This is a genomic window from Maritimibacter dapengensis (genome assembly GCF_019218265.1).
Lineage (GTDB): Bacteria > Pseudomonadota > Alphaproteobacteria > Rhodobacterales > Rhodobacteraceae > Maritimibacter > Maritimibacter dapengensis.
In genome coordinates, this window is record NZ_JAHUZE010000001.1 from 1 (window position 1) to 24,024 (window position 24,024).

At 56.7% G+C, this 24,024-nt stretch carries 23 protein-coding genes; 8 read left to right on the forward strand and 15 right to left on the reverse strand.

Annotation, left to right across the window (positions count from 1 at the left end; genetic code table 11):
- The first annotated feature begins 163 nt into the window (after nt 1–163).
- Complete coding sequence (locus KJP28_RS20105; RefSeq protein ID WP_218390183.1) at nt 164–505, forward strand: KTSC domain-containing protein; 342 nt, start codon at nt 164–166, stop codon at nt 503–505.
- Nucleotides 506–539: 34 nt separating this feature from the next.
- The gene (locus KJP28_RS20110; RefSeq protein WP_218390184.1) at nt 540–1,406 is read left to right on the forward strand and encodes a YDG/SRA domain-containing protein; all 867 of its coding nucleotides are present in this window, start codon (nt 540–542) and stop codon (nt 1,404–1,406) included.
- A 32-nt stretch (nt 1,407–1,438) separates the two neighbouring features.
- Here the strand turns inward: KJP28_RS20110 and KJP28_RS00015 are convergent, their stop codons facing one another.
- Nucleotides 1,439–2,605 carry a DUF4236 domain-containing protein gene (locus KJP28_RS00015; protein WP_218390185.1) on the reverse strand — a complete coding sequence of 389 codons (1,167 nt, stop codon included), beginning with the start codon at nt 2,603–2,605 and terminating at the stop codon, nt 1,439–1,441.
- A gap of 177 nt (nt 2,606–2,782) precedes the next feature.
- On the reverse strand, nt 2,783–3,115 hold the full coding sequence (locus tag KJP28_RS00020; RefSeq protein WP_218390186.1) for a hypothetical protein: 333 nt from the start codon (nt 3,113–3,115) through the stop codon (nt 2,783–2,785).
- Between the two features lie 306 nt (nt 3,116–3,421).
- On the opposite strand from KJP28_RS00020, the gene KJP28_RS00025 reads away from it, so the two are divergent.
- Entirely contained in the window at nt 3,422–3,967 is a 546-nt protein-coding gene (locus KJP28_RS00025) for a recombinase family protein (RefSeq protein WP_218390187.1), read from the forward strand.
- Between the two features lie 661 nt (nt 3,968–4,628).
- Here KJP28_RS00025 and KJP28_RS00030 read toward each other — a convergent pair.
- The 5 genes from KJP28_RS00030 to KJP28_RS00050 form a co-directional block, all read right to left on the reverse strand.
- Complete coding sequence (locus KJP28_RS00030; RefSeq protein WP_255552192.1) at nt 4,629–5,462, reverse strand: DNA adenine methylase; 834 nt, start codon at nt 5,460–5,462, stop codon at nt 4,629–4,631.
- The gene (locus KJP28_RS00035; protein ID WP_218390189.1) at nt 5,462–6,748 is read right to left on the reverse strand and encodes a hypothetical protein; all 1,287 of its coding nucleotides are present in this window, start codon (nt 6,746–6,748) and stop codon (nt 5,462–5,464) included. The genes KJP28_RS00030 and KJP28_RS00035 overlap by 1 nt, the downstream gene beginning before the upstream one ends.
- A gap of 84 nt (nt 6,749–6,832) precedes the next feature.
- Nucleotides 6,833–8,374: a DGQHR domain-containing protein gene (locus tag KJP28_RS00040; RefSeq protein WP_218390190.1), complete on the reverse strand. Its 1,542-nt coding sequence runs from the start codon at nt 8,372–8,374 to the stop codon at nt 6,833–6,835.
- 657 nt (nt 8,375–9,031) lie between these two features.
- Complete coding sequence (locus KJP28_RS00045) at nt 9,032–10,036, reverse strand: HIT domain-containing protein (protein ID WP_218390191.1); 1,005 nt, start codon at nt 10,034–10,036, stop codon at nt 9,032–9,034.
- 777 nt (nt 10,037–10,813) lie between these two features.
- The gene (locus KJP28_RS00050; RefSeq protein WP_218390192.1) at nt 10,814–11,641 is read right to left on the reverse strand and encodes a DUF6473 family protein; all 828 of its coding nucleotides are present in this window, start codon (nt 11,639–11,641) and stop codon (nt 10,814–10,816) included.
- Nucleotides 11,642–11,814: 173 nt separating this feature from the next.
- Here KJP28_RS00050 and KJP28_RS00055 point away from each other — a divergent pair, with 173 nt between their 5' ends.
- Nucleotides 11,815–12,690, forward strand: a complete 876-nt coding sequence (locus KJP28_RS00055; RefSeq protein ID WP_218390193.1) for a 3-hydroxybutyryl-CoA dehydrogenase — start codon at nt 11,815–11,817, stop codon at nt 12,688–12,690.
- Nucleotides 12,691–12,699: 9 nt separating this feature from the next.
- Here the strand turns inward: KJP28_RS00055 and KJP28_RS00060 are convergent, their stop codons facing one another.
- The 7 genes from KJP28_RS00060 to KJP28_RS00090 are packed head-to-tail and all read right to left on the reverse strand — an operon-like array spanning nt 12,700 to nt 18,248.
- The gene (locus KJP28_RS00060; RefSeq protein WP_255552133.1) at nt 12,700–13,626 is read right to left on the reverse strand and encodes a lysophospholipid acyltransferase family protein; all 927 of its coding nucleotides are present in this window, start codon (nt 13,624–13,626) and stop codon (nt 12,700–12,702) included.
- 42 nt (nt 13,627–13,668) lie between these two features.
- The gene (locus KJP28_RS00065) at nt 13,669–13,947 is read right to left on the reverse strand and encodes an HPr family phosphocarrier protein (RefSeq protein ID WP_218390194.1); all 279 of its coding nucleotides are present in this window, start codon (nt 13,945–13,947) and stop codon (nt 13,669–13,671) included.
- Nucleotides 13,948–13,962: 15 nt separating this feature from the next.
- A complete protein-coding gene (locus KJP28_RS00070) occupies nt 13,963–14,355 on the reverse strand; it encodes a PTS sugar transporter subunit IIA (RefSeq protein ID WP_218390195.1) in 393 nt (130 codons plus the stop codon).
- 24 nt (nt 14,356–14,379) lie between these two features.
- The gene (gene rapZ, locus KJP28_RS00075) at nt 14,380–15,288 is read right to left on the reverse strand and encodes an RNase adapter RapZ (protein ID WP_218390196.1); all 909 of its coding nucleotides are present in this window, start codon (nt 15,286–15,288) and stop codon (nt 14,380–14,382) included.
- Nucleotides 15,289–15,324: 36 nt separating this feature from the next.
- Nucleotides 15,325–15,783, reverse strand: coding sequence for an HPr kinase/phosphorylase (locus KJP28_RS00080; protein WP_336245281.1), 459 nt, complete (start codon nt 15,781–15,783; stop codon nt 15,325–15,327).
- Nucleotides 15,780–17,501: a sensor histidine kinase gene (locus KJP28_RS00085; RefSeq protein ID WP_218390197.1), complete on the reverse strand. Its 1,722-nt coding sequence runs from the start codon at nt 17,499–17,501 to the stop codon at nt 15,780–15,782. The genes KJP28_RS00080 and KJP28_RS00085 overlap by 4 nt, the downstream gene beginning before the upstream one ends.
- Before the next feature lie 45 nt (nt 17,502–17,546).
- Complete coding sequence (locus tag KJP28_RS00090; protein ID WP_218390198.1) at nt 17,547–18,248, reverse strand: response regulator transcription factor; 702 nt, start codon at nt 18,246–18,248, stop codon at nt 17,547–17,549.
- Between the two features lie 328 nt (nt 18,249–18,576).
- Here KJP28_RS00090 and KJP28_RS00095 point away from each other — a divergent pair, with 328 nt between their 5' ends.
- Both KJP28_RS00095 and KJP28_RS00100 read left to right on the forward strand, forming a co-directional pair.
- Nucleotides 18,577–20,175, forward strand: a complete 1,599-nt coding sequence (locus tag KJP28_RS00095; protein WP_218390199.1) for a phosphoenolpyruvate carboxykinase — start codon at nt 18,577–18,579, stop codon at nt 20,173–20,175.
- A 2-nt stretch (nt 20,176–20,177) separates the two neighbouring features.
- Nucleotides 20,178–20,741 (forward strand): DUF3859 domain-containing protein, encoded by a 564-nt coding sequence (locus tag KJP28_RS00100; protein ID WP_218390200.1) that lies wholly within the window; start codon nt 20,178–20,180, stop codon nt 20,739–20,741.
- A 19-nt stretch (nt 20,742–20,760) separates the two neighbouring features.
- Here the strand turns inward: KJP28_RS00100 and KJP28_RS00105 are convergent, their stop codons facing one another.
- Nucleotides 20,761–21,528 carry a sulfite exporter TauE/SafE family protein gene (locus KJP28_RS00105; protein ID WP_218390201.1) on the reverse strand — a complete coding sequence of 256 codons (768 nt, stop codon included), beginning with the start codon at nt 21,526–21,528 and terminating at the stop codon, nt 20,761–20,763.
- Between the two features lie 169 nt (nt 21,529–21,697).
- Between KJP28_RS00105 and KJP28_RS00110 the strand changes: the two genes are divergently transcribed.
- Both KJP28_RS00110 and KJP28_RS00115 read left to right on the forward strand, forming a co-directional pair.
- Nucleotides 21,698–23,371: an acyl-CoA dehydrogenase family protein gene (locus tag KJP28_RS00110; protein WP_218390202.1), complete on the forward strand. Its 1,674-nt coding sequence runs from the start codon at nt 21,698–21,700 to the stop codon at nt 23,369–23,371.
- A gap of 82 nt (nt 23,372–23,453) precedes the next feature.
- A complete protein-coding gene (locus KJP28_RS00115; protein ID WP_218390203.1) occupies nt 23,454–24,020 on the forward strand; it encodes a TetR/AcrR family transcriptional regulator in 567 nt (188 codons plus the stop codon).
- Nucleotides 24,021–24,024 lie beyond the last annotated feature (4 nt).

Consider the following 24,024-nt stretch of genomic DNA (forward strand, 5'->3'; position numbering starts at 1 on the left):
AACCCCGCAGGCCCGCCGCCGCTGCGCTATGTGAGGGCTACGCAGCGCCGGGCCTGCTCACCACCAAGGGGGTCAATATTGGATGCCGATAGGGGGTCAAACTTCAATGCCGATTGACAGGCGTGGTATGGTGGGTTCATAGCGGCGAGTGTACACTGAGATCATGAAACGCATTGTATCATCATTTCTCGGTTTAGGTTCGATAACGCTGGGCATTTTTCTTTGGGCCGAGCTGGCTCATGCGGAGACGGTGTCAGTGAAGTATTGGGGCGATGTCGATCTTGCGAGTTATCATTGCGAGGAGACGGCTTCTAGTTTCGTGCATCGTGTTTGTTTCGACGCCGACGCCAATCATGTCGTCGTGCTCTTGAGGAGCACATATTACGCCTACTGTGGTGTTGACGATGATGTCGTAAGAGCTTGGTTGGGTGCGCCCAGCAAAGGTCGTTTCTACAACTCGGAAATTAAGAGTAGCTCAGTCAATGGCAGATACGCCTGTCGGTGATATAAAATAAGCTGCCATAACTAAGAGGCTTGCGATGGCAATCGGAGCGTTACAGGGCGTATCGCAAGGTCAAGGCTTTGTTGATCGTCGGGAATTGTACGATTCTGGCGTTCATAGAGCGCTACAGGCAGGAATTGTCGGACGCGGCAAAGTTGGCGCGGAGTCCATTGTACTCTCTGGTGGTTATGTCGATGACGAGGACTATGGATCGGTAGTCATTTATACCGGTGAGGGTGGACGGGACCAAAATTCGGGAAGGCAGATCGCAAACCAGTCTTTTTCGAGAGGAAACCAAGCTCTCGTCACGAGCTGCCTGGAAGGTACGCCGGTTCGCCTTGTTCGAAAGATGAACGTAGAAGGAAATGACGTTTCTGGTCCCAAGTACAGGTACGACGGGCTATTCCACGTTGAAAGCTATTGGCAAGAAACAGGTCTAGATGGTCATCAAGTCTGCAGGTTTCGTCTTGTCGATGAGCGAGCTTACCAAGGCTATCTTGGTTCAAATAGCCCGACTGAGTTGAACCACTCCACGTCAGCTCGTCGAGTCGAGAGCGTTGTTCAAAGAGTTGTCCGCGATACGGCCTTGGGGAGACGTGTCAAAGAGCTGCACGACTACACTTGTCAGGTTTGCGGAGGCCGCCTCCATTGCGTGGGCGGGCCGTACGCTGAAGCGGCACACATCCGGCCTGTCGGTCGACCCCATAACGGGCCTGATGACCTGTCCAACCTTCTCTGCCTTTGCCCAAACCATCACGTGCTTCTTGACCGAGGAGCTTTGGTCATCGACCAAAATTGGAATGTTCAGCCTTTGGCAACGAAACTGAGAATGGTGGACCGCCACAAATTAGACCCGGCCCAAACTAGCTATCATTGGTCAATATGGCGCAATGAATCGGATTAGGGACACTTTCTGCACGGATTGGCCTGGCTCCCTTACGAAAGTTGGTCCCTTTCTTCCAACATAGAGGGACTTTCCCTGCCGTTTTTGCTAACTGCTTTGGCCATTTGATTTAAGCAAGTTTCGGTCCGAGAGATTGCACCGCGATCCGATGCCATAATCAAAAACTTCAGGCCTTTTGAGCTTAGACCGCCCAGTTCTGAGAAGAGACAAATGGGAAGAATCCGGTTATCTCTGAATCGTCCGTCCGGACCTCCGTTCTTGTTTGGATGCTTCCAGGTTTGACCAACAACTTCCGCGTCTTGGGGTAATCCATCATCCACGATAAATCGCGTTTGTCGCGAGGCAATGCGTAGGTCTTCGTAGGGTACGGACCCATAAACCCGACCTTCACGGACAATTACGCAATCTGGCATGAAGTGAAGGGTTTTCCCGTCGACCTTAATGCAGGGTGCCGTCACGTTGCATTGAAGGCTCGGGGGGTGATCATATCTTACCTCTGTTGGATGTTTTTCAATTAGATGGCTTGCTCCAGAGTTCCTCTTCCATGCGACTAGATTGGTTATGTCTCCTGCCGCCTCTACATACCACAACCCATCCGACTGCCCCAAGCGATCCAATGCATCCACGAGGTTCTGATAGTTTTCCTTCGCTACTCCATCCAAGTCGTATGCCAATACGACATTCAAACGAGCGCTGTCTGCACGTGAAGCAATAGCAAAGCCTACCGCGGTGAAGGCGAGTGCAATGAGTGCCGCGATCTCAGAATGCATTGCCGTTGCAAGGATGATTGCCATGCCGACACCGACAACAAGAGTTGGGATCGAAAGACCTATCTTCCCACGAGCCTCATTAAGATCTGAAATCGTATTGTCGAGGGTTCCTGAGCTTAGCTCGTCAATTGGACTGGAGACTATCCGCCTCATGAGTACGCCGTCTGCGGTTTTGTAGGTCAATTCGCTGGACTGCGTATCAATCAGACCTTGGCTGAGTTTCGCATTGTTCCTTTGTGAACGCTTTCCGTCGATGCCCGATATAGTCTTTCGATAATAGACACCATTACTTCCTGCATGGACATAGTGACCACGAGGTCCTGTCCCGAAACGCAGGCCCTTCTTTCCTACTGAGATTCCAAGGCCTGACTTAGCCAAGTTGACGCGAAATGGTCCGAAGGAAATCGTATCTCGGTAATAGAGCGGCATTCATATTCCTAATGATCATTTGGAACTGCTTTCGTTAGATGACAAAAACAATAACAATAAACCCTGCACCTTTTTGAATTGCTTTCTTGAACCCCCGGTCCCCTCCGATGGTTTGCGCGCTTGAAAGGTGGCGACGCAAGGCGGTGCAGGCGAAGGCTCGCCCGCACCCAGAATTTTTCAGCAACCCTTGCGAGCTTCTTCGAGTTCAATCGCTTGTAGGTGCCCTTTGGTCACTGCGATCTGCGTTTCCTTGTCAGATCCCGACATGCTGGCAAGTGGAAGGCCGAGAAGGAATACGCCGAATGCGTCACCTGCAGCCGCGTCTTGTTGTTGGGCGCTTAGGTTGGCCAATGCTTGCCGATATTTCACTTTCGTCTGTGTAAGCTGGGAGCATGAATAGCCACGATACGCGTTTGTACCAATGTCGGCCGCAGCAATGTTTTCAGGTGCTTTGGCGCAGCTCACAAGAAATGTGCCGATCACAGCCATGCCTATGATTGTTTTTGTCATAACCCGTTTCCCTTTCTGATTGTTGTTTCCCTATATCGAATTGTTAATGCGGATTCCGCAAGTGTCGATCCATGGCTTTCAGGTATGTGATGAACCTGAATTGATGAATTGCAGCAGAGATGTATGTCCCGACATTACTTGGCAGCATTTATTGCATAAGAGGTGGCTCGAAGCGGTCTGCCAATAGACCTTGCTCATTTGTCAGCCCTCCGACCGTGGCGCAATTCCTGCCAGATGGATGGGTTTCTGCTTTTGGCAGAAGACCTGTCTCTGAATCTAAAATCTATTGGCAGATAGGAGGTCAAAATGCTGATTGGATATGCCAGAACTTCGACCCTTGAACAGAAAGCATCCATAGAGGCTCAGAGAGAGTCTCTCAGCGCCATCGGGTGCGAAAGGGTGTGGGATGAGCAAGTGAGTTCAGTTGGGGCCAGAGAGGCGCTCACAGACGCTCTCAGCTTCACTCGGGAAGGCGACACCCTCGTGGTGACCAAACTCGATCGTCTAGCCCGTTCTGTTCGGCATCTGGGGGAGGTGGTGGACCACCTGGAGGCCAAGGGCGTCAATCTCAGGGTGCTTGATATTTCTCTAGATACATCGACGGCCACAGGGAAGCTCATGATGAACGTCTTGGGGTCAGTTGCCCAGTTCGAACGCGAGATGATGCTTGAGCGACAACGTGAGGGGATCGCCAAGGCAAAGGCGCAAGGTCGATACAAAGGAAGGAAGCCGACAGCGAGCGCCAAGAAGGCTGAGATTGATCTAATGATCTCTAAGGGGCACACGAAGCGAGAGGTCGCAGCTGCGCTGGGCGTTTCCGAGAGGTCCGTCTATCGAGTTTGTTCTAGCTGAACCTTGGAAGCTGAGAGCAAGACGGGGTTCTGCTCTCGGCCCGAACCTACCTCAACGTGCAACCCAGGATCACTGCGAATGCAGCTTACATCGCTGACGTTCGTCCCGGTGCCGCGAGGTTGGAAGATTTCGGGGTTGTTGGCCTCATACCATTTCTTGATGGTTCGCGTCGGGTTTGGGAGTGCAAGGCCTCGACGTATTCGCAAATCAAGGATTGCATAGCTTTCGGTGAACTTCTCAGCGCCTTCTCCAGAAGTCGCAAATTCAAAAAGCCTGGCAGAATATGCATCATCTGGATCTTAGCTTCCAACGCGCCAAGTGACGATGAACTTTCCATCGCGAGCAATGACGTCGGCCTGCGAAGGCACGGTTCGAATCGGCTGCACATCAACTCATCGTGGACGACGTTGATTGGATAAACCGGCTCTATAGCGCCAAATTGCCTTACAACACAAGTCGTTGCAAACAGTTCTAGTCAAGAATCAGGGACTACAGCGAACCATAAGCAATAGTGCTAGGTGCCGCCGTGCGGCATCTCAAAACGGACATCCGAATGGTTGCGCAGTCATGGTTCCCTCAAGGCCAAGAATCGCAACTCTCAAGACATCCAACTCGCCCACTTTCAAACTGCACGACAACACCAACTTTTTGCAGTACGCAACTACAACCAAGATCGAATGACCAGCTCTTCGGTAGGACTGCGAAATTTTGCATTGCCAGCTAGAACACTGGCGCGGTCAACTACAGTATGTTGCCCAAAACCTGCATACAACTCAGAGATCGAAGCATGATTTGCATTGGTCACCATTATCATCGCGCCACGGTTTCTTGCTCTAACGACTGCATCACGTAGCCGAACTTGGTCATTCCAAGAGAATATCTTGTCGTTGTATTTTACAAACCCATTTAAGTTATGCTTGACTGTGTATGGCGGATCGACAAACACGAAATCGCCCGCACCCACTCTATCGATCGTTTCTTCAAAATCGCATTGGCGGATTTCTGCATCCCGTAAGACTCGGGCGGTCGCCGGAAAATCGTCGGTCTTGAGCACAACAGTAGTCTTTGTTCCTTTCGGAACATTGAACTCGTTTCTTTTATTGACTCGATAGAGTCCATTCCAACAGGTTCTATTAAGATATAGGAACCAAACTGCTAACTTAGTGGGATCATCTGGCTTGGCACTTCGGACGCGATAATAGTGTTCCTTGCTATGCACAGTTTGGTGATAAGCAAGACCATCCCTGATTTTATCGGGCTCATCCCGAATTGACCTGTAGCAGCCGATCAGATCATCGTTAAGGTCTGACAAGAGTGCTCTACGAGGACGCAAGGCGAAGAACACGGCACCGCTCCCAAGGAAGGGCTCTACAAACCGCTCAAAGGAATCCGGCATCAGATCCAGATACTTTTCAGCAAACCATCTCTTGCCCCCTGCCCATTTCAGAAATGGTTGGACTTGATTGAGGCCATCTTTTCCGCGCGTACCAATCATCACGAACAAAGGCCCCATAACCCAACTCGCTCGTGGCTGGACAATACTGAAACTTCTCGAGGGATCGAGGTCAGTATTCCCTGTGGACTCGCCAAAGATCCCGGGGCTGTTGCTTCCATCAAATCAATCTCTCGCAGCGATTCATCTACGTCTGCCCAAAGGTCCGACAAAGGGTCAGGGCAATGCCCTGGTTGCCACAGCCCGCGTACCTCCCCGATAGCTTCCCACCAAAACTTGAGCAATGATTTGTTAAGGTCGGCACTTGAAAGGAGTTGCTGTGTAGATCCTGAAGCCACACGCAAGAGAAGTACCGCTCTGGAAACAACAGAGAACACATCGGTCTGGCCACCGCTTGGCTTGGTTCGCGAGTTCAAAAAAATCTGGGGGTCCTGTGGCGACGTTTGTCGCAACAAGAAGCTCTCGATCCTGTCCGCAGATATCCCTGCCAGCCCTTGAGCAGACACAAGAGCGCGAACTAGCGCCAAGAAGTCAGTATCCATCGCGGTAGCATTGCGCCCCGTGCGTCCCTTAAATAAACGCTCGACCGCTAATCTCAATATATGACGGTCAATCTGGTCAAAAGACGACGAAGCGCTTGGTTCTAGCGAAAACCAAAGGTCCTTCACAAACTCCAATGTGTCATCTATGTTTAACGTCCAGGTGCTCGGAACCCCATCAGGTCGGTAGCTGGAGGCATTGCGTGCCTCGCGATCCTCAATGGCTAGGTTCAGATCCATGCCCCATTGCATGAACCAGGCTTTTGCTTGTGGTGCTAGGACTGAAGCCCCACCTTGTGAATGAAACCAATCATCTAAAGTGCTTCCCTCAGGACGAACCAGCAAAGTGAAGAGATTACCTGATTGGGGAGCAAGTGCCCACGCTTCCAATACCAACCAAGTCATTATGTGGGTGCCTTGTTTCGTTGCAAGCTTCTTGGTTTGATTGGCACTTATGATCGCGTAGTGCTGTCGATTAAAGATCCCCACGCCTCGGCTCGCTAGCAAGGACATTGCTGCCCTAAGCTCGGCGTAGTAAGCAAGGTGCAGTGCACGGTGCGCATCTCCAGAAATTAGACTTGATATGCTACGTCCTAGATAGCTCCACCCATCATTTAGATGCAGAGGCGCACTAGCGGCAATGTATTGCGCCAAGTTGCGGTGTTGTGTTGGGTTCGATGGTTGCGACCGCTTTAGCCTGGAAACGACGTCGCCGCGATAATAGTTTGTCGTCCCGAGCCACAAAGAACGGGACAAGAAACGCTTAATACCAGCCGCAGTCACTTCCACGTCGGCCGCCAGAAGGGACCGAATAGTCATTGGGTCTGGATTGCGAAGTATCGACGCGTTCATCACGGATGCAAAATGCGCTTGTTATATTCGTTTGAGGAGCTCTTGAGCAGTTTCACCAACTTCGCCTTCATGAGACAAAAGATGTTCAAGCAGTTGAACCCGCAGCTCTTTGTATCCGCTACTACCTCGGAAAACGAGCTTCTTTCGGCGAAGTTCATCGGAGATCGCGGGAGCTGCACTGGTGCGCCAATCAAACGTACATAGCGCGGTGCAAATCTCTTGGACAAACCAAACGAAATCCTGCTTTTTTAAAGATTCAATTTCAGTTTCAACAGACCTCAGTGGATCAGCCTTTGATCTCTCATCAGGCCTCCACTGGTTTAGTCGTAATTTTGGTGCACGCAGATAGAACATGTCGTTCAAAACCTGGAGAAACCCTCTCACACCCTGATCTGTCGTGATTAATGAATGCGGGGAATAGAAGGCCAAGTCAAAGCCTGTTGGCACATCCTCAGGCCTTGGAGCGGGTTCGCCATCTATGCTAGGCGGGGTTCGAAGTGCTCTTGCCCAGTCTTCTTCGGACTCGGCCACCAATTTTCTGAATTGGTCCCAAGCATATACGAGGAATGCCGCCTGTTGTGCACGGCTCCACCCCAAGACCTCCTCACCTTTCTTTGAACGGCCACCAAAGAGGCCCCCGCTTAATCCGGAGCGACGGTCCCACGACCGAACAAAGCTGGCAGCAAGAGACTTGATCCATGCGCTTTGGGTAACCCAGCGGTTCTTCCTTTCCCCAAGCATATTAATTCTGTCATACCAGGGACTTGTCGGAAGCGACCAAAGAAGTTCAGTGAGTTCTTGAGCACGAGTTTCGCGATAAACTACGTGTGTCTCGGCCTGCTCCAACCATTCTTCGCTTCTCAAGAGCGGATATAGGTCGAACGCCAAGCTCGGGTTTATTCGCTTTGGTTTGATGTTGATGGTCCAGAACAAGTAGGCCTGCCAACTAATGTCGAGCCCTACAAATGCGACGACAGGGAGTTCGAAACCCTCCAAATCGTCAGCCTCATCAAATGCCCAAAGTCGGTGTTGTCCGTCAATCACCTCAAATGGCGGTAGCTGGGCAGGCCTCCACGTCTTCGTCCACTTTTTATAGGGTAAGCTAACTCTTGGTCCACACTCGCTTTCCTCCACGGTGACGACGTCTTGGGCAGCGACAGTGTTCCCAAATCTCTTGTGGCCTTTGCACAGAACATTGAGCACTACCGCGGTGGGCAGCCAACCTGGTTTCCGTAAAGAGTGAAACTCAGCGGAGTCTCTCTTAGCCTGTCCCAAAGTTGACCAGGGGTATCCATACTCAACGAAACGACTGATTTCTTCGGACCTTTCGGGATCGTGCTGACGCTGTATCCCAAGGTCTTCTGTCCGCGGCGAAGCGTCTTTTGCCTGACGCCTTGATATACCAGACAGGCTTCTTAGCTCCCGCGCAGGAAGCGAGAAAAGGTAGAACTGCTTTTGAGGCTTTGCACGGTGCTCGCTCTCATCAAAACTGACGTGATCCCAACCTTTCAACCATTGATGTACGGGTATGGCAGGAACTTGGCGGTGCTTTTCTGCTTTCAATTTCTTTCCTCAAGCTCTGCAGCGATATGAACACTCGGATAGTATCGCGCTGAGTTCAACTTTAAATTCAGATTTAGCTTTGTCTCAATTGGGAGGCCTAGACGAACGGCAGAGTTAGAGCTTAGCGCAGGAGTCTGAACGCTAAACAACAAGCTCCATCCTGTTCGCCGGTCCTGACGCTCTGTCCTGGGGATCTTTCAATAGAGCAACCAAACGCCCTTACCTCGCTTGCAAAGTTTACTGCCCGCTTTCATCCGCTAGTCAACAGTAATATGCCCAACCAAAGACGGCAATCTTTCAAACCAACTGCGCATTTTTCTCACGCAGCAAAGACCGGCGTCCCGCCGAAACTGATCCTAGTACCATCCTTGAGTTTGGGCACATTTTTCTTTGCCAGGCCAAGATTTCTGGAGTCGGCAATTGCGATACCTCGACGCAACTTCCACCGGTGAGAGCACTTTGAGTACCTAACGTAGGTCATGGTTGTAGGCGCAAGGATTTAATGTCGTCTACAGCGGGGAGCCGTTTTCCGTTGAGACAGTAGGCAAAAGGTGTTGTGGGTGTGTGTGGTATTTTTGTGTGGGATGGCTTCGCGCGGCGAAAATAAAATAAAAAAAACAATTATTTAGGTGCAAATCTACGTTTCGTCGGAGGAGGTCAGTAGCTCTGCTTGTCGGTGATCACACCTCGCACGCCGCCCCTTGGGTTTTGAACGTCACCGCCTCGTCTTGGGATCAAATGCAGATGAACATGGAAAACCGTCTGGCCCGCTGACGCGCCCGCGTTGGCGCCTATGTTGAAGCCAGACACTGACCGGTCGAGGGTACAGATTTCCTTTCGTTGTCTTTGTAGAAGGTCCTCAATGGCGTTCCGTTCCGGTTGGTAAAGATCAAAGTAGTTGGCAACATGGCGCTTTGGTAACACGAGCGTATGCAGCTCCGTGACTGGGTAAGCATCCCTAATCGCGTATGCTAGCTGGTTTTGGCCAACGATGCGGTCGGCTTCGATTTTGCAGAATAGGCATGATTCGTCCCGTTCTTCATAGCTATTCAAGACGTCTCGAAAGTCCGTATCGTCATTGTCGCGCTTGTTTGTGTTGCAGGTGATACACAGCGCTTGGAAGTTGCTTAGGTCGTCGGGTCCGCCCTTTGCTCTCGGGATTATATGGTCGATGTGAAGCGCGGCTTGGTCTTCGTGAGCACCGCAAAGTTCGCAGCGGTACTTCGCTCGCTTGAGAACGGTGTATCGAATGGACCCTGGCACATAGCCGTCAGATGGTCTTCGATGATCATAGAGGACCGCTCCTCGCTGTTTGAGGAACTGAGCCACCTTCTGGTCACACAACGCGCTCAGTGCCTTTCTCTGTAGCTCTGAGAGGCCCTCTGAGTTTAGGCGATAGCCGATGATGCGATTGCCTCGCTTCATGGGTTCCACAATCCCATTCTGATGAAGGACCTTCCCAACCATATTCTTGGTTCGAATTGCGTAGTACTCAACCTGGGACAGGTCATGCACGAGCAACGCTCTTGAAACATCCTCGACGGAGACTTCGCCGCCTGCATCAAGAAGGACTTTGAGCATCACCGGCTGATAGATATGGCTCATCTTCATCCGGTTGCGGACGAAGTCTTCTAGTTGGCTTGCGGACAATCTCTCGGTCATACTTCACATGCTTGACCACGATTAAGCAGAATGCCAGCTTGAACCGACCAAACGAACCACGAAAACCTCGATAGCTAACTATCTTCAGATGATAGCCCCAAAGACGCTACGATGCTGTCTGACCTATTCGACTTCTTGCATTGGGTCCCTTCCTCTCCCGTCGTGGCTGCCGCAGAAGATTGGATGCCTGTTGCGCTGGGCACCGCCCCCAGCGTGGCCCCTGACTGGGTCGTCAAGAACAACGCAAGTCTCTTCATCGGCATTGTAGAAGGACTGGCGTCGGACCCTACCCGCGTCGAAGTGATCTTCTGGCAAGCACGAGTGGGTCACGCCATCGCGATGGATTGGTGCGAAGGTTTCATGCAAGCCGCACGCGTAGAGCCGAAAGAGCGGCTTGGGTCCACATTCAGGTCCACACGGCCACCTTGCAAGCCTCCTAATCATTTGTTATGTAAGAAAAAAATTCATGAAACGACCCCTCTCCTGGGCACCATCGTTTTCCGTTAGTTGCTTTGATTTTCGAGAGAAACGTGCCGGGTTTCTTCCGAATCTGAATGGTCATTTCCAATAGAGCATGCAGCAAGCGCCCAATTTCGCGTCGGCAGTTTGACTCGCAATTGCGAAAGGAGCGCTACGGTTTTCTTTTGCGGTGACCGATAGTTCGGAAACTACCTCTTTGATGATCATTGGGTTTCCCGGTCTGTTTCGGCCATTCCGGATAGAAAGAGGGCGCCCTCGCGGTGGTCGGGCGCCCTGTAACTCGTCTTTCGGTCCGCCTCACACCATGGCGCGGAGCACCCTGTCCAGTGCCGAGGCAGCGCGGGCGTGGGCAACGGTGCCAAGCATTCCCCTCGCCGCTGGCTCCTCGAACTCATTGAACGCAAGGCCTTCCCGGCCGTCGGCGATTTCCTCCGGTGTGGCCACGACCTCGACGATGTGTTCGACGTATGGCCGAACGTCTTCGAGCATTTCGCGGTCGATGAAAAGCGGATCTGATCCGTGGGCGGTGTCCGTAACCGCCTCCTCCGGTGAATGGTCCGCAAGCCACAAAAGAACGATGCGCGAGTCGATCTTCGAAATCAGCGTCTTCATGCGCGCCACCCAGGCCTCGCGCAGCTCCTGTTCGACCATCGCGAACTTTTCCTCGGAATTTTCGCGCAGCACCGACAGCAGATGGCGCGTGAAGTTGAGCTCCGTGAAATCGACATTTCGATATATCGTCTTGACGAGGTTGGATGCGCGCAGAAACCGGTCATTGCGACGCGGATGCACGGCATAGAACCGGTTTGACATATTCTGCGCACCCATGATCTGGACCACCGTGACTTCGGCTTTCGAGCAGATATCGACGACGGTCCTGTCATGCGCAAAGACGTCGAGCCCGGCATTCACGGTCCCCAGATTGATCACCGGCATGTTGAGCGTGCTTTCGGTCAATGCCGGGAAAGGGGTCTCCACGAATTTTCCGTAGGTTTCGGTCGCGCCGATCATCGCGATGTACGGGGCCGTCAGTTTACGTTTCGGTCCCCGGAACAGAAGTTTCGATTTCCCGTAGCGACACGGGACATAGTCAAGGGCACTTTCACCCAGGTTTTCATAGGCCATACCACCCACTCCATTTTTTCACCCGAACCCGAGACTGGCAGTATTTCGTTGCCAAAAGCCTAAGACCAAAAGGCGCGGGACCGAGCTTTTTGCCGGCAAGGTAAACGGCTTGCGGGGTTGCGCCTCGGCATGGCACGCGCCTAATGTCGCTTGGGTAAATCGAGAGGCCGAAAATGACGATCAAATCCGTGGGCGTGATCGGCGCCGGACAGATGGGTAACGGGATTGCCCATGTTCTTGCACTCGCGGGCTATGACGTGCTTCTCAACGACATCGAACAGGGCGCCCTCGATGCCGCCGTCGAGACGATCAAGGGAAATCTCGACCGGCAGGTCAGCCGCGACAAGATCACGGAACAGGAGCGCGATGAGGCACTTGGGCGGATCAGCACGACGTTAACGCTCACCGACCTCGGACCAACCGATCTTGTCATCGAAGCTGCGACTGAACGGGAAACGGTCAAGCAGGCCATTTTCGAGGATCTCGTTCCTCATCTGAAACCAAATACGATCCTGACCTCCAATACGTCGTCGATCTCGATCACACGGTTGGCGTCGCGCACCGATCGCCCTGAAAAGTTCATGGGGTTCCATTTCATGAACCCGGTCCCGGTGATGCAGCTCGTGGAACTGATCCGAGGGATCGCCACGGACCAGGAGACGTTCGACGCCTGCCTCGCCGTCGTCGAGCGGATTGGGAAGACTGCGTCGAGTGCCGAGGATTTTCCCGCATTTATCGTCAATCGTATCCTCATGCCGATGATCAACGAGGCGGTCTACACGCTTTATGAAGGCGTCGGGTCGGTCAAGTCGATCGACGAGGCGATGAAGCTTGGGGCCAACCACCCGATGGGACCTTTGGAACTGGCGGACTTCATCGGCCTGGACACCTGTCTTGCAATCATGAACGTGCTTCACGACGGCCTGGCCGACACGAAATACCGGCCATGTCCGTTGCTCACGAAATATGTCGAGGCCGGATGGCTCGGACGCAAGACGGGGCGCGGGTTCTACGATTACAGCGGCGAGACACCGGTGCCGACGCGCTGAAACCGGCGCTTACTTCCCGAGTGACAGCGTGTGTTGGCGCAGCCAGGCGATGAAGCCGCGCGGGTCGGTGGACAGCTTTTCCATCTGTGCCGCTGACAGCGGTTCACCGATCGTCGGGCTGTGCGGTTGATTGCAGGCCTTTACGATTTCGTGGATCAGCAGACCTTGGCGAAGTGTGGCCGACACCTTGTTCGCAATATTGTAAGCCCGCGTGTTGTGGCCGTGGAACCTGACGGGAATGACTGTCGCGCCGGTTTTGCGGATCAGTTGCGCCGTGAACAGGTTCCATTCCGCCTCGACGGGAGGGCCCCACCACGTTTCCGAAGTCGCGACCACGCCCGAAGGAAAAACGCCAATCACGCCGCCGTTCTTCAGCCGGTCGAGCGCGCGGGAGCGCATTTCCTTGCCTTTTTGTTGCGCGTCCGAATCGTGAGGAAACGGAACGGGAATGAGGAAGGAACTCGCCACCTCATCCAGACCGGTAAGCACGGATCGTGTCAGGATCTGGAAATCCGGGCGCACACGCGCGATCATTTCTCCGAGGATCATCCCGTCGACCAATCCATGGGTATGGTTGGCGACGACCACGACCGGTCCATCCTTGGGTATGCGGGCGATCTGTTCGGCGGGGGTCATGATGTCGATCCCCATCGCCTTCATCGCGCCGGCCCAGAAGTCGATCCCCGTCGGCGCGCCGAGCTTCTCGAATTTGTTGATCATGCGGAAGACCTGAATCTTCCCGGTCGCCATCTCCATCCAGCGGATCAACCGGGCCTGCACCTTGTTGTCGAACGTATCGGCATAGGTCAGGTCGCGTTTCGAGTATGTGTGCCCGGTCGCGGGGGTTTCGGGCGTCCCGGCCGCATCGCGCGTGGGTCGGTCGGCGCGGTTTCCGGCGACCGGTGCCGGTGAGATTTTATCGATAGATTGGTCCAAACTGGACGCTCCCTGTGATTTCGACTCCCGCGACAAAGCGTTTTACATGCCTTCGCCGAATTTGTCAGCCACGAGTGCGTCGAGTGCCTCCATCAACTTTTCCGCTTCCTCGCCCGAGGTCTCGACCTCGATCTCCGTGCCTATGGAAGCGGCCAGCATGAGCAGGCCCATGATCGAGTCGCCTTCCGCCTCGAGCCCATCCTTAGATACGCGTGCCCGTGCGTTATGGTTTTCCACGACATCGACAAATTTCGCGGACGCCCTTGCATGAAGGCCTTTCTCGTTCACGATTTTCATTCTGCGCGCAAGTGAGGTGGGCATGTTCAGGGTGTCCTCTCAGGTCGCCGCGCCGTCAATGGCGTCAATATACTTGCGCCCGGCGGCGAGGGCTGCACGGCTCGCGTCCTCGACGCTGCCGTGGCGGGATTTCGCCAGTTTCACGAGCATCGGAAGGTTCGCGCCATAGAGAATCTTGCGATTGCGGCCTGCGCAGGCGGGAAGCGAGAGGTTCGACGGGCTGCCGCCGAACATGTCCACCACGACGATGACGCCGTCCCCCGTGTCAACGGCATCGGCGGCGGCCATGATCTCGGCACGCTTGCGTGCGCGGTCGCAGTCTGCGGCGATCCTGATCGCGCGGACGCCATCCATCTTGCCCACGACATGTTCGACCGCCGAAAGATACTCTCCCGCCAGCCCGCCATGCGCTACGATCACGATCCCGATCACGCGATGAACCTCAGAACTTCGTTTTCATGTCCCTCGCCGGGCGCCCTGATCTGCAAGACGTTCCAGCTCCCGGTGCCTTATTGACACCTGCCAGCCTTTGTCTGCAAGGGCCTTCGCCAAGGTTTCCGTAAGGGCAACCGACCTGTGGCGCCCGCCAGTGCAGCCAAATCCGATAGCGAGGTGGGATTTTCCCTCCTCCCCATATGCAGGCAGGAGGAATTCAATCAAGTCACGGATCTTCACGAAAAACGGCTCATAGCGCGGGTCCTGCTCGATGTAGTCCGAGACCTCCTGGTCTTTTCCTGTCATGGCGCGCAGACCGGCATCCCAATGCGGATTACGCAGGAACCTGACATCGAGCACCATGTCGAGCCCCCGCGGCACGCCGCGCTTGTAGGAAAAACTCTGCACCGACACCGAAAGCCCCGCCGCGTCGTTGATGTCGTAGACGGATAACAACTCGGCCTTGAGATCGTGCGGCGACAGCTGCGACGTGTCGATGAGCATGTCCGCACGAACCTTGATAGGTTCGAGCAGGTCCATCTCGCGGGAAATGCCGGCCATCGGTGTTTCGTTCGGGGCGAGCGGGTGGCGCCGCCGCGTTTCGGAATAGCGGTTCACCAGCACTTCGGTGCTGCAATCTATGTAGAGCACTTCGATCCGGTATTGGCGCGGCAGGTCCGCGCCCATGATCAGGTCCAGGACGGCGCCTGCCGAGAAGTCGCGGTTCCGCACGTCGATGCCGAGTGCGATGGGTCGGTCGGGTGGCGTTTCGCCCAAGAGGCGCGGGACGAGCGTTATCGGCAGGTTGTCGATGATTTCGAAGCCGACGTCCTCGAGGACGTGAAGCGCACTGGTCCGGCCTGCACCCGACGGCCCGGTCACGAGGAGGACGCGCGGTGCGTCGCCTGTCTTTGTCGTGGCGTCCGTCATGGATCCGCTCGCAAGCTTTTCGGGTCTTGGTTGTCGTCAATCATCCGGCGAAACAGTGACACGACCACCCCGCAGATAACAGACAAGGAAGGCGGGGAAATGCGCGGTGTCAAGACAACCGAGGAGCGGAATGGGCTGTCCCAGCACAATTTTTTCGCGTGGGGAGGGCAGGCGCGCGGTCTCGCGCTGATCCATCTCCACAATCGCGGCGAGGGGCGCGTGGGTGACGTTCGGGACGCGCACGAGCCCAAGTCCCCGCGCCTCGATGATGCCTGCCATTCGGCCCGTGCCGAACAGATGGGGCCAGCCTTCCGGCCCCGGCCGGATATCGACCATGTCGTCGGCGATGAGCAATGCGCCGCGGGCGATGAGTTCGATGGCGAGCGCCGATTTGCCGCTACCGGATGAACCGGTCAGAAGCACGCCCTTGTTCTCGAAAGAGATCGCAGTCGCATGAATGGGTTTTGGCTCGGTCTCGTGGGCCGAAAGGCTCACACCGGCAGACCGACGACGAAACGGGCACCCAGCGGTTCGGATGTGAAATCCGCATCCGTGGGGCGAATGTTTTCGGCCCAGATTACGCCGCCATGGGCCTCGACGATCTGTTTCGAAATCGCAAGCCCGAGGCCCGAGTTGTTGCCGAACTGCTGTTCGGGACGTTCCGAATAGAAGCGGTTGAAGATTTTCGTAAGAGCCTCTTCGGGGATCCCCGGTCCGGTATCTTCGACGACGACCAGAACGCGATTGTCCCGGTGCCGCGCCCAGACGCGGATCGCGTCGCCGTCTTCGCAGAATGACAGGGCATTGGTAATCAGGTTCACGAAGACTTGCGCAAGGCGTGCTTCGAGGCCGCTGATGACAATCGGGTCGGGCGGTAGATCCGTGATGAAATCCACGCCTTTGCCCTGTGCTTCGTTGCCCAGATACTCGGTGAGGTTCCGGATCATCTTGAGCAGGTCGAAGGCTTCTTCTTCTTCCTTCACGAGTTCGGAATCGAGCCTCGAGGCGTTGGAGATGTCCGAGACGAGCCGGTCGAGGCGTCTCACGTCATGGTCGATCACGTCGAGAAGACGATCCCGCTGTTCTTCCTTGCGCGCCATGCGAAGCGTGCCGACGGCGGAGCGCAGGGATGCGAGCGGGTTCTTGATTTCATGGGCGACGTCCGCCGCGAATTGTTCGTTCGCGTCGATCCGGTCGTAGAGCGCCGAAACCATGCCACGCAAGGCTTTTGAGAGGCGACCGATCTCATCCGGACGCCCCGAGAGATCCGGGATGCGCACGCGGCCGGTGTTCACCGCACCGGAGTTCTTGTCGCGCCCGATTTCTGCGGCGGCGGCGAGGTCGGCCAGCGGGTTCGCGATTGTGGAGGCCAGCACGAGGCTCAAACCGATGCTGACCAGAATGGCGATCACGAACATCTGCAGCACCTGTTCGCGTTCCGCGCGGACTAGGAGATCGAGTTCCCCGCCGATGGTGGTCATCGCGACAGCGCCTTCGACATTGCCGTTCACGCTGATTGGTGTGACGACCGTGAAACGCGTTGCACCGTTGGTGTCCTGTCCGCCTTTGATGCGCGTGTTGCCCTGATAGACATCGGGCAGCAGTTCACGAGCGAGTTCGACACTGTCGACCGGTGTCGGTTCGGTATCGGATCGCGCCGCGACCAGTCCGGCGACGCCTTCCCAGATGCGCGACAGGAAGTCGGTGATGATCGTGGAGCGTTCTTCGTAATCCAGCCCGAGCACGTCAGGGCGGGACAGGGCCGAAAGCCCTTCGGTGCCGCCCAGCACCTCGCCATCGGCATTGAAAATCGTGATTTCACCGCTGTCGTAGATCTGCGCTTGCGAGAGAACGGCCTCCACCAATGCGGGCGTGAGGCTGCCTGCAAGGCTGGATTCGTCGTCGGTCGCGGGGTCGCCGCCGCCCACGGTCTGCTGGACCTCGAAGATTTCCGCGACCAGCTCGGCCGTCGAGACCAGGGCGCGTTCCCTTTGCGCAACGAGACTGTCACGCACCGGGTTCAGGTAGAGCACCCCGGCCACGAGAACCACGAGGCCGAGGAGATTGAACGTGATGATCTTGCGCGCCAGTGGCGAACGGTTCACTGAAATGGACTTTTTCCGAGCGCGTCGGGCGCGTAGCTGAGCGTCCGCCGAAGACTCGGGATCAACCCAATCTTCGCCCAGCACAACATCCGTGCCATCATTGGACATATCGGTGTCTCGCACCACGCTCACTCCGCTGGGACGCGCCCGTTCTTATTCTTCGTTATAACGGTATCCGATGCCGTACAGCGTCTCAATCGCCGAGAATTCGTCGTCGACCGTGCGCATTTTCTTCCGCAGCCGCTTGATGTGGCTGTCGATGGTGCGGTCGTCGACGTAGACCTGGTCGTCATAGGCGACGTCCATGAGCTGATCGCGGCTCTTCACGAAGCCCGGACGTTGTGCAAGTGCCTGTAGTAGAAGAAATTCGGTGACTGTCAGGGACACGTCCTTGCCCTTCCACGTCACGGCATGACGCAAGGGGTCCATCGACAGCTCGCCCCGGACCATGACTTTCGTCTCTTCGGTGTCGGGAACCACGACGCCCTCGATTGCATCCTGCCGGCGCAGAAGCGCGCGGATGCGTTCGACCAGAAGTCGCTGGGAAAACGGCTTTTTCACGTAATCGTCGGCGCCCATGCGCAGACCGAGCACCTCGTCGATCTCGTCGTCTTTCGAGGTCAGGAAGATCACCGGCATGTTGGTTTTCTGGCGCACCCGCTGAAGCAGGTCCATGCCGTCCATACGGGGCATCTTGATGTCGAACACCGCCATGTCCGGCAGTTGTTTGTTGAACGCATCCAGCGCCTGCTGGCCGTCATTGTAAGTCTCTACCTCGAAACCCTCGGCCTCGAGAGTGATCGAGACGGACGTCAGGATATTCCTGTCGTCGTCCACCAGTGCAATCCTCGACATGAGTAAGAGGTCCTTGTGCTGCTCGTTTCTGCCAATTTTTTTGCACTATAGAATCCAAATCCCTTTGGAGAATCAACTCCCAAGTGCGAATCGGCCGCGTATATGAGGCTATTGAGCATCATAAACGGTTAATTTTGGCTGATTTGTGGCCATGCTGAGGACAACGCGATCCTTGGTTGCGCAAACACCGGCGCTGTGACCGCTAACGCGACAATGCGCCCTAGTCCTTGCCGAAAGCACCGTGTTATAGCCGCTTCACGCGGTGTCTCTGGGCAACCGTGTGCCTGGTATTTTCAAGGAACCGGCGACGCCGGACGGGAGCGCGACAATGACCATGGGACGGGTGAATCCTTCGTTTCGTTTGGAAGAACAGGGCATCGAGGGGCTGGGCAACGTCTATTACAACCTCATCGAGCCTGCGTTGATCGAGGAAGCGCTCAAGCGTGAAGAGGGTCATCTGGGGCAGGGCGGCACGATGCTTGTCTCGACCGGAAAGCACACGGGCCGTTCGCCCAAGGACAAGTTCGTCGTGCGCACCCCCGATGTCGAAGACACGATCTGGTGGGAGAACAACCCGCCGATGGACCCCGCCAAGTTCGACGCGCTCTATCAGGATATGCTCGCCCATATGAAGGGCAAGGATTACTTCGTTCAGGATCTGTTCGGCGGCGCCGATCCGGCAAACCGGCTCGACGTGCGCGTCGTGACCGAGCTCGCCTGGCACTCTCTGTTCATCCGCACCATGCTGCGCCGGCCCGAGCGTGACGAGCTGGATGATTTCCACGCCGAATTCACGATCATCAACTGCCCGACCTTCAAGGCCACGCCGGACAAGCACGGGTGCCGGTCGGAAACCGTGATCGCGCTCAACTTCGAGAAGAAGCTGATCCTGATCGGCGGCACCGAATACGCGGGCGAGAACAAGAAGTCGGTGTTCACGCTTCTGAACTACATCCTGCCGGGGCGCGGGATCATGGCGATGCATTGCTCCGCCAACCACGCACCGAACAACCCGGTGGATACGGCGATCTTCTTCGGCCTTTCCGGTACCGGCAAGACGACGCTTTCGGCGGATGAGAACCGTGTTCTGATCGGCGATGACGAACATGGCTGGTCCGATCGCGGCACCTTCAACTTCGAAGGCGGCTGTTACGCCAAGACGATCAACCTGTCCGCCGAAGCCGAGCCGGAGATTTACGCGACCTGCTCGATGTTCGGTACCGTGGTCGAGAACATGGTCTATGACGAAGAGACCAAGGAACTCGATTTCGAGGACAACTCGATCACCGACAACATGCGCTGCGCCTATCCGCTGCATTACATATCCAATGCCTCCAACACGGCATTGGGCGGGCATCCCAAGAACATCATCATGCTGACCTGCGATGCGTTCGGCGTACTGCCTCCGATCGCGCGTCTGACGCCTGCGCAGGCGATGTATCACTTCCTCTCCGGCTTCACGTCCAAGACACCGGGAACCGAAGTGGGCGTTGTGGAGCCGATCCCGACCTTCTCGACCTGCTTCGGCGCGCCGTTCATGCCGCGTCGGCCCGAGGAATATGGCAAGCTTCTGCAAGCCAAGATCGCAAAGCACGGCGCGACCTGCTGGCTGGTGAACACCGGCTGGACCGGCGGCGCGTTCGGCACCGGCTCGCGGATGCCGATCAAGGCGACCCGCACACTGCTCACCGCCGCACTGGATGGTTCGCTTTCTGACGTCGAATTCCGCAAGGACCCGAACTTCGGTTTCGAAGTCCCGGTTCGCGTCGATGGTGTCGCCGAGGTCCTGCTCGACCCGCGCCGCACCTGGAACGACAAGGACGCGTTCGACGCGCAGGCCGAAAAGCTGGTCAAGATGTTCGCCGAGAACTTCGAACAATACCTCGAATACATCGACGACGACGTGAAAGCCGCTGCAATCGGCTGATCGTGACCTTGGTCGCCAATATCCTGAAGCGCCTCGCCTTCACCGGCGGGGCGTTCGCATTTATGGCCGGGGTCGCGATCGCACAGGAGGGTGACTTCGTGAAGCCGCCGCTCGAATTGATCGAAGCGGGCGTCTTCTGCCCCATCGAGTCCGCAGGGACCGAGGCGGCGCCCAACACCGAGCGCGGATATATCGACCTGATCGAGGGTGACGCACCCGCGGATTTCATCACCACGATCGTGCCCGGCGAGCTCGAAATGGCCTTCGGCATGCGCTACAAGCTCGAAGACGGGGCGGGGAGCGCCAACGTGCTGGTCACGACACTCCATCCGCCGTTCGGCAACCCGCCCGTGACGCGAGAGGAATGGGTGAACACGGTCTGGGACGACACGCCGTCTGTCACGCTGTTCCGTTTCGACGATGCCTATGAAATTCAACTTGGCGAATGGCGCATGGAACTTCGGCTCGGCGATGAAGTGGTCCTGAGGCAGACCTTCTTCGTGATCCCGCCCGAAGAGAGCCTCGTGCGGCTCGACAAATGCACCGGCCCCGCGATCATAAGCTGAGGTGCTGGCCCTCGCTGTCTCAGCCGAAAACGCCGCGCCGGATCAGGTTCAGACCGGCGACCAGAAGAACCCAGAGCATCATCTGCCGGAACCGCGCCTGATCCATCCGGTCATGCGCCTTGCCACCGACCCACATGCCGATGAAAACTGGCAGGATGAGCCAGAGCGACCATGGCGCGGTCTCCCGGTCGAGGATGCCGGAGCGCAGATGCGCGGCCAATAGCATCACCGATCCCAGGAGGTAGATCACCCCCTGCGCACGCATCGCCGCGCGTTTCTCGGTTCCGATGGCGGTGAGATACATGACCGTCGGCGGCCCCCATGTTCCGGAAAACCCGCTCATTAGCCCTGCAATGATGCCGATCACGACCTCGTAGAGCCGCCGCGCCCCGTCGAGGTGCAGAGTCCAGCCCGCGATCTGGGTAAGCGCGAAGGCGGTGACCGGCAGGCCGATCAGAACGAACAGCACTGCTTCCGGCACGAAGGCCACGAGCTGTGCGGCGACCGCGAGCACGGCGAGAAGCGTGACGATATAGACCCGAAAACGGACCACCACGCCCCAGGCCTCGCGCCAGCCGCCGCCAAGACCTTGTACGAGGTTCGAGGCGAGCGTTGGCAGAATCAAACCGGCCAGCGCCCAGTCAGCGGGCAGAAAGCTCCCCGTCCCGGAAATCAGGATCATGGGCAGCGCAAAGCCCACCGCGCCTTTCACGAAACCCGCGAAGAGCGCGATGATGGTCGCCAGCGCCAGAAGCGCAAGCGGCATTTCTCCCATGATTCCAAGCATATTGCGCCATTCCAATGGTTTTCCGTGCCACCCTATCGCCACGCTGCGCGGATCGCAGCCCAATTCGAACGGGTTATATTAATAACGATTTTGCTGCATCTGCGAATTAATGTTGCGCTGCACCTGCAAAATACCTATCACCAATGGGACAGATTTGAGGGAGAGACCGATGCCCAAGGACGCCGCCATGACCACGCCCATTCTCGATGACCTGCTGAGCCTCACCAAGGACGCCATCGCGCCTGTCGAGGCGGTTCTGGCCAAGGCGACGGATGCCGTGCGCGAGATGGTGACCGAGGGCGGCAAGGTCTCGCCCGCCAAGCTGGAGGACAACCAGTTCGCGGCGCACGCGCTCGCATGGCTCGCGACTTATGCCGAGGCGCTGCGTCAGATGCAGTCCTGGGCCGAGAACCTGTCAGACGCGGGGACCTTCGGCGAGATGGAGCAATTACTGCTGCAGATCGCCTTCGGCGAATACCTCTGGCAGGTGCAGGGCGGCATCCCGATGAGCCAGAACGAAACCGCGAAGCTGATCGACATGGGCCTCGCGCCGCAGGACATCGGCGCGCTGATGCAGCCCGCCGTGATGACACTCGTCACCGGGGGCAACACGCCTGCGGCCCGCGCCCGCCTCGTCGCACTGATGCAGGACAACGCCGGCCACGCGACCTTCGGCAAGACCGGCCTCGACGAAGACCTTGAGATGATCCGCGACCAGTTCCGCCGCTATGCCGACGAAAAGGTCACGCCCTTCGCACATGAGTGGCACCTCAAGGATGAGCTGATCCCGATGTCGGTGCTCGAGGAGCTATCGGAAATGGGCGTGTTCGGCCTGACGATCCCCGAAAACCTTGGCGGGCTCGGCATGTCCAAGGCGTCGATGGTCGTCGTGTCCGAAGAGCTGTCGCGCGGCTATATCGGCGTCGGCTCGCTCGGCACCCGGTCCGAGATCGCAGCAGAACTGATTCTTGCAGGTGGCACGGATGCGCAGAAATCGCATTGGTTGCCCAAGATCGCGGCAGGTGAAGTGCTTCCGACGGCCGTCTTCACCGAGCCCAATACTGGCTCCGACCTCGGCTCGCTGCGCACCCGCGCGGTGAAGGACGGCGACACTTACACCGTCACCGGCAACAAGACCTGGATCACCCATGCCGCGCGCGCCAACGTCATGACGCTCCTCGCCCGGACCGACCCGAACACCGACAATTACAAAGGTTTGTCGATGTTCATCGCCGAAAAGACGCCCGGCGACGACGAAAACCCGTTCCCGACCGAAGGCATGACCGGGGGCGAAATCGAGGTGCTCGGCTATCGCGGCATGAAGGAATACGAGCTTGGCTTCGACGGGTTCAAGGTGCCTGCCGACAACCTGCTCGGCGGCGAAGAAGGGCAGGGGTTCAAGCAACTCATGCAGACCTTCGAGTCCGCCCGCATCCAGACCGCCGCCCGTGCCATCGGCGTGGCGCAATCGGCGCTCGAGGTGGGGATGCAATATGCCGAGGACCGCAAACAATTCGGCAAGTCGCTCATCAATTTTTCCCGAGTCGCGGGCAAGCTCGCCATGATGGCGGTCGAGATCATGGTGGCGCGCCAGCTCACCTATTTCTCGGCGTGGGAGAAGGATCACGACCGGCGTTGCGACCTCGAAGCGGGCATGGCCAAGCTGCTGGGCGCACGGGTCGCGTGGGCCTGTGCCGACAATGCGCTACAGATCCACGGTGGCAACGGTTTCGCGTTGGAATACCAGATCAGTCGCATCCTGTGCGACGCGCGGATTCTGAACATCTTCGAAGGTGCGGCCGAAATTCAGGCGCAGGTGATCGCGCGGCGACTTTTGGGCTAACAGACCGAGGTTCAACAAAGCGTCACTTGTAATTGCTGCGGTGCAGCATTACGCTGGGTCCAGTTTACAAAGGCCCTGCCAGATGACGACGACCCTCACCAAGCCCCGCCTCAAAGTTGAAAACTGGATCGCCGCCGGTTTCCGTGCGCTCATTTCGCATGGACCGGAAGCGTTGAAAGCCGAACCGCTGGCGCGCGATCTCGGGACCACCAAGGGAAGCTTCTACTGGCATTTCAAGGACGTGCCGGATTTCCGGTTCAAGATGCTGAGCCATTGGCTCGAACATGCGATGGTGGCGCTGCAATCCGCCATCGACGCGGGCGGCACTCCCACCGAGCGGCTTTACCGGCTCGCCGACGCGACCACCGCCGAGTCGGATGATTTCGGCGGGGCCGCCGCCGAACCTGCGATTCGGGCCTGGGCGCAGAGCGATCCGATGGTCGCGAAAGCGGTGGAAGAGATCGACAGACGGCGACTGGCCTATGTCGAACGCGTTCTGAAAGACCTCGACTTCACCAATCCCGATTTCGCCCGGATCATCTATGGCGCCTACATCGGGATGGGGACGCTCAGCGCCACCGACGGGCGCGACAACAAGGATGCGCTCTCGACCCTGATGGCCGCGATCCTCGCGCTTCAGGACGCCTAGCCCC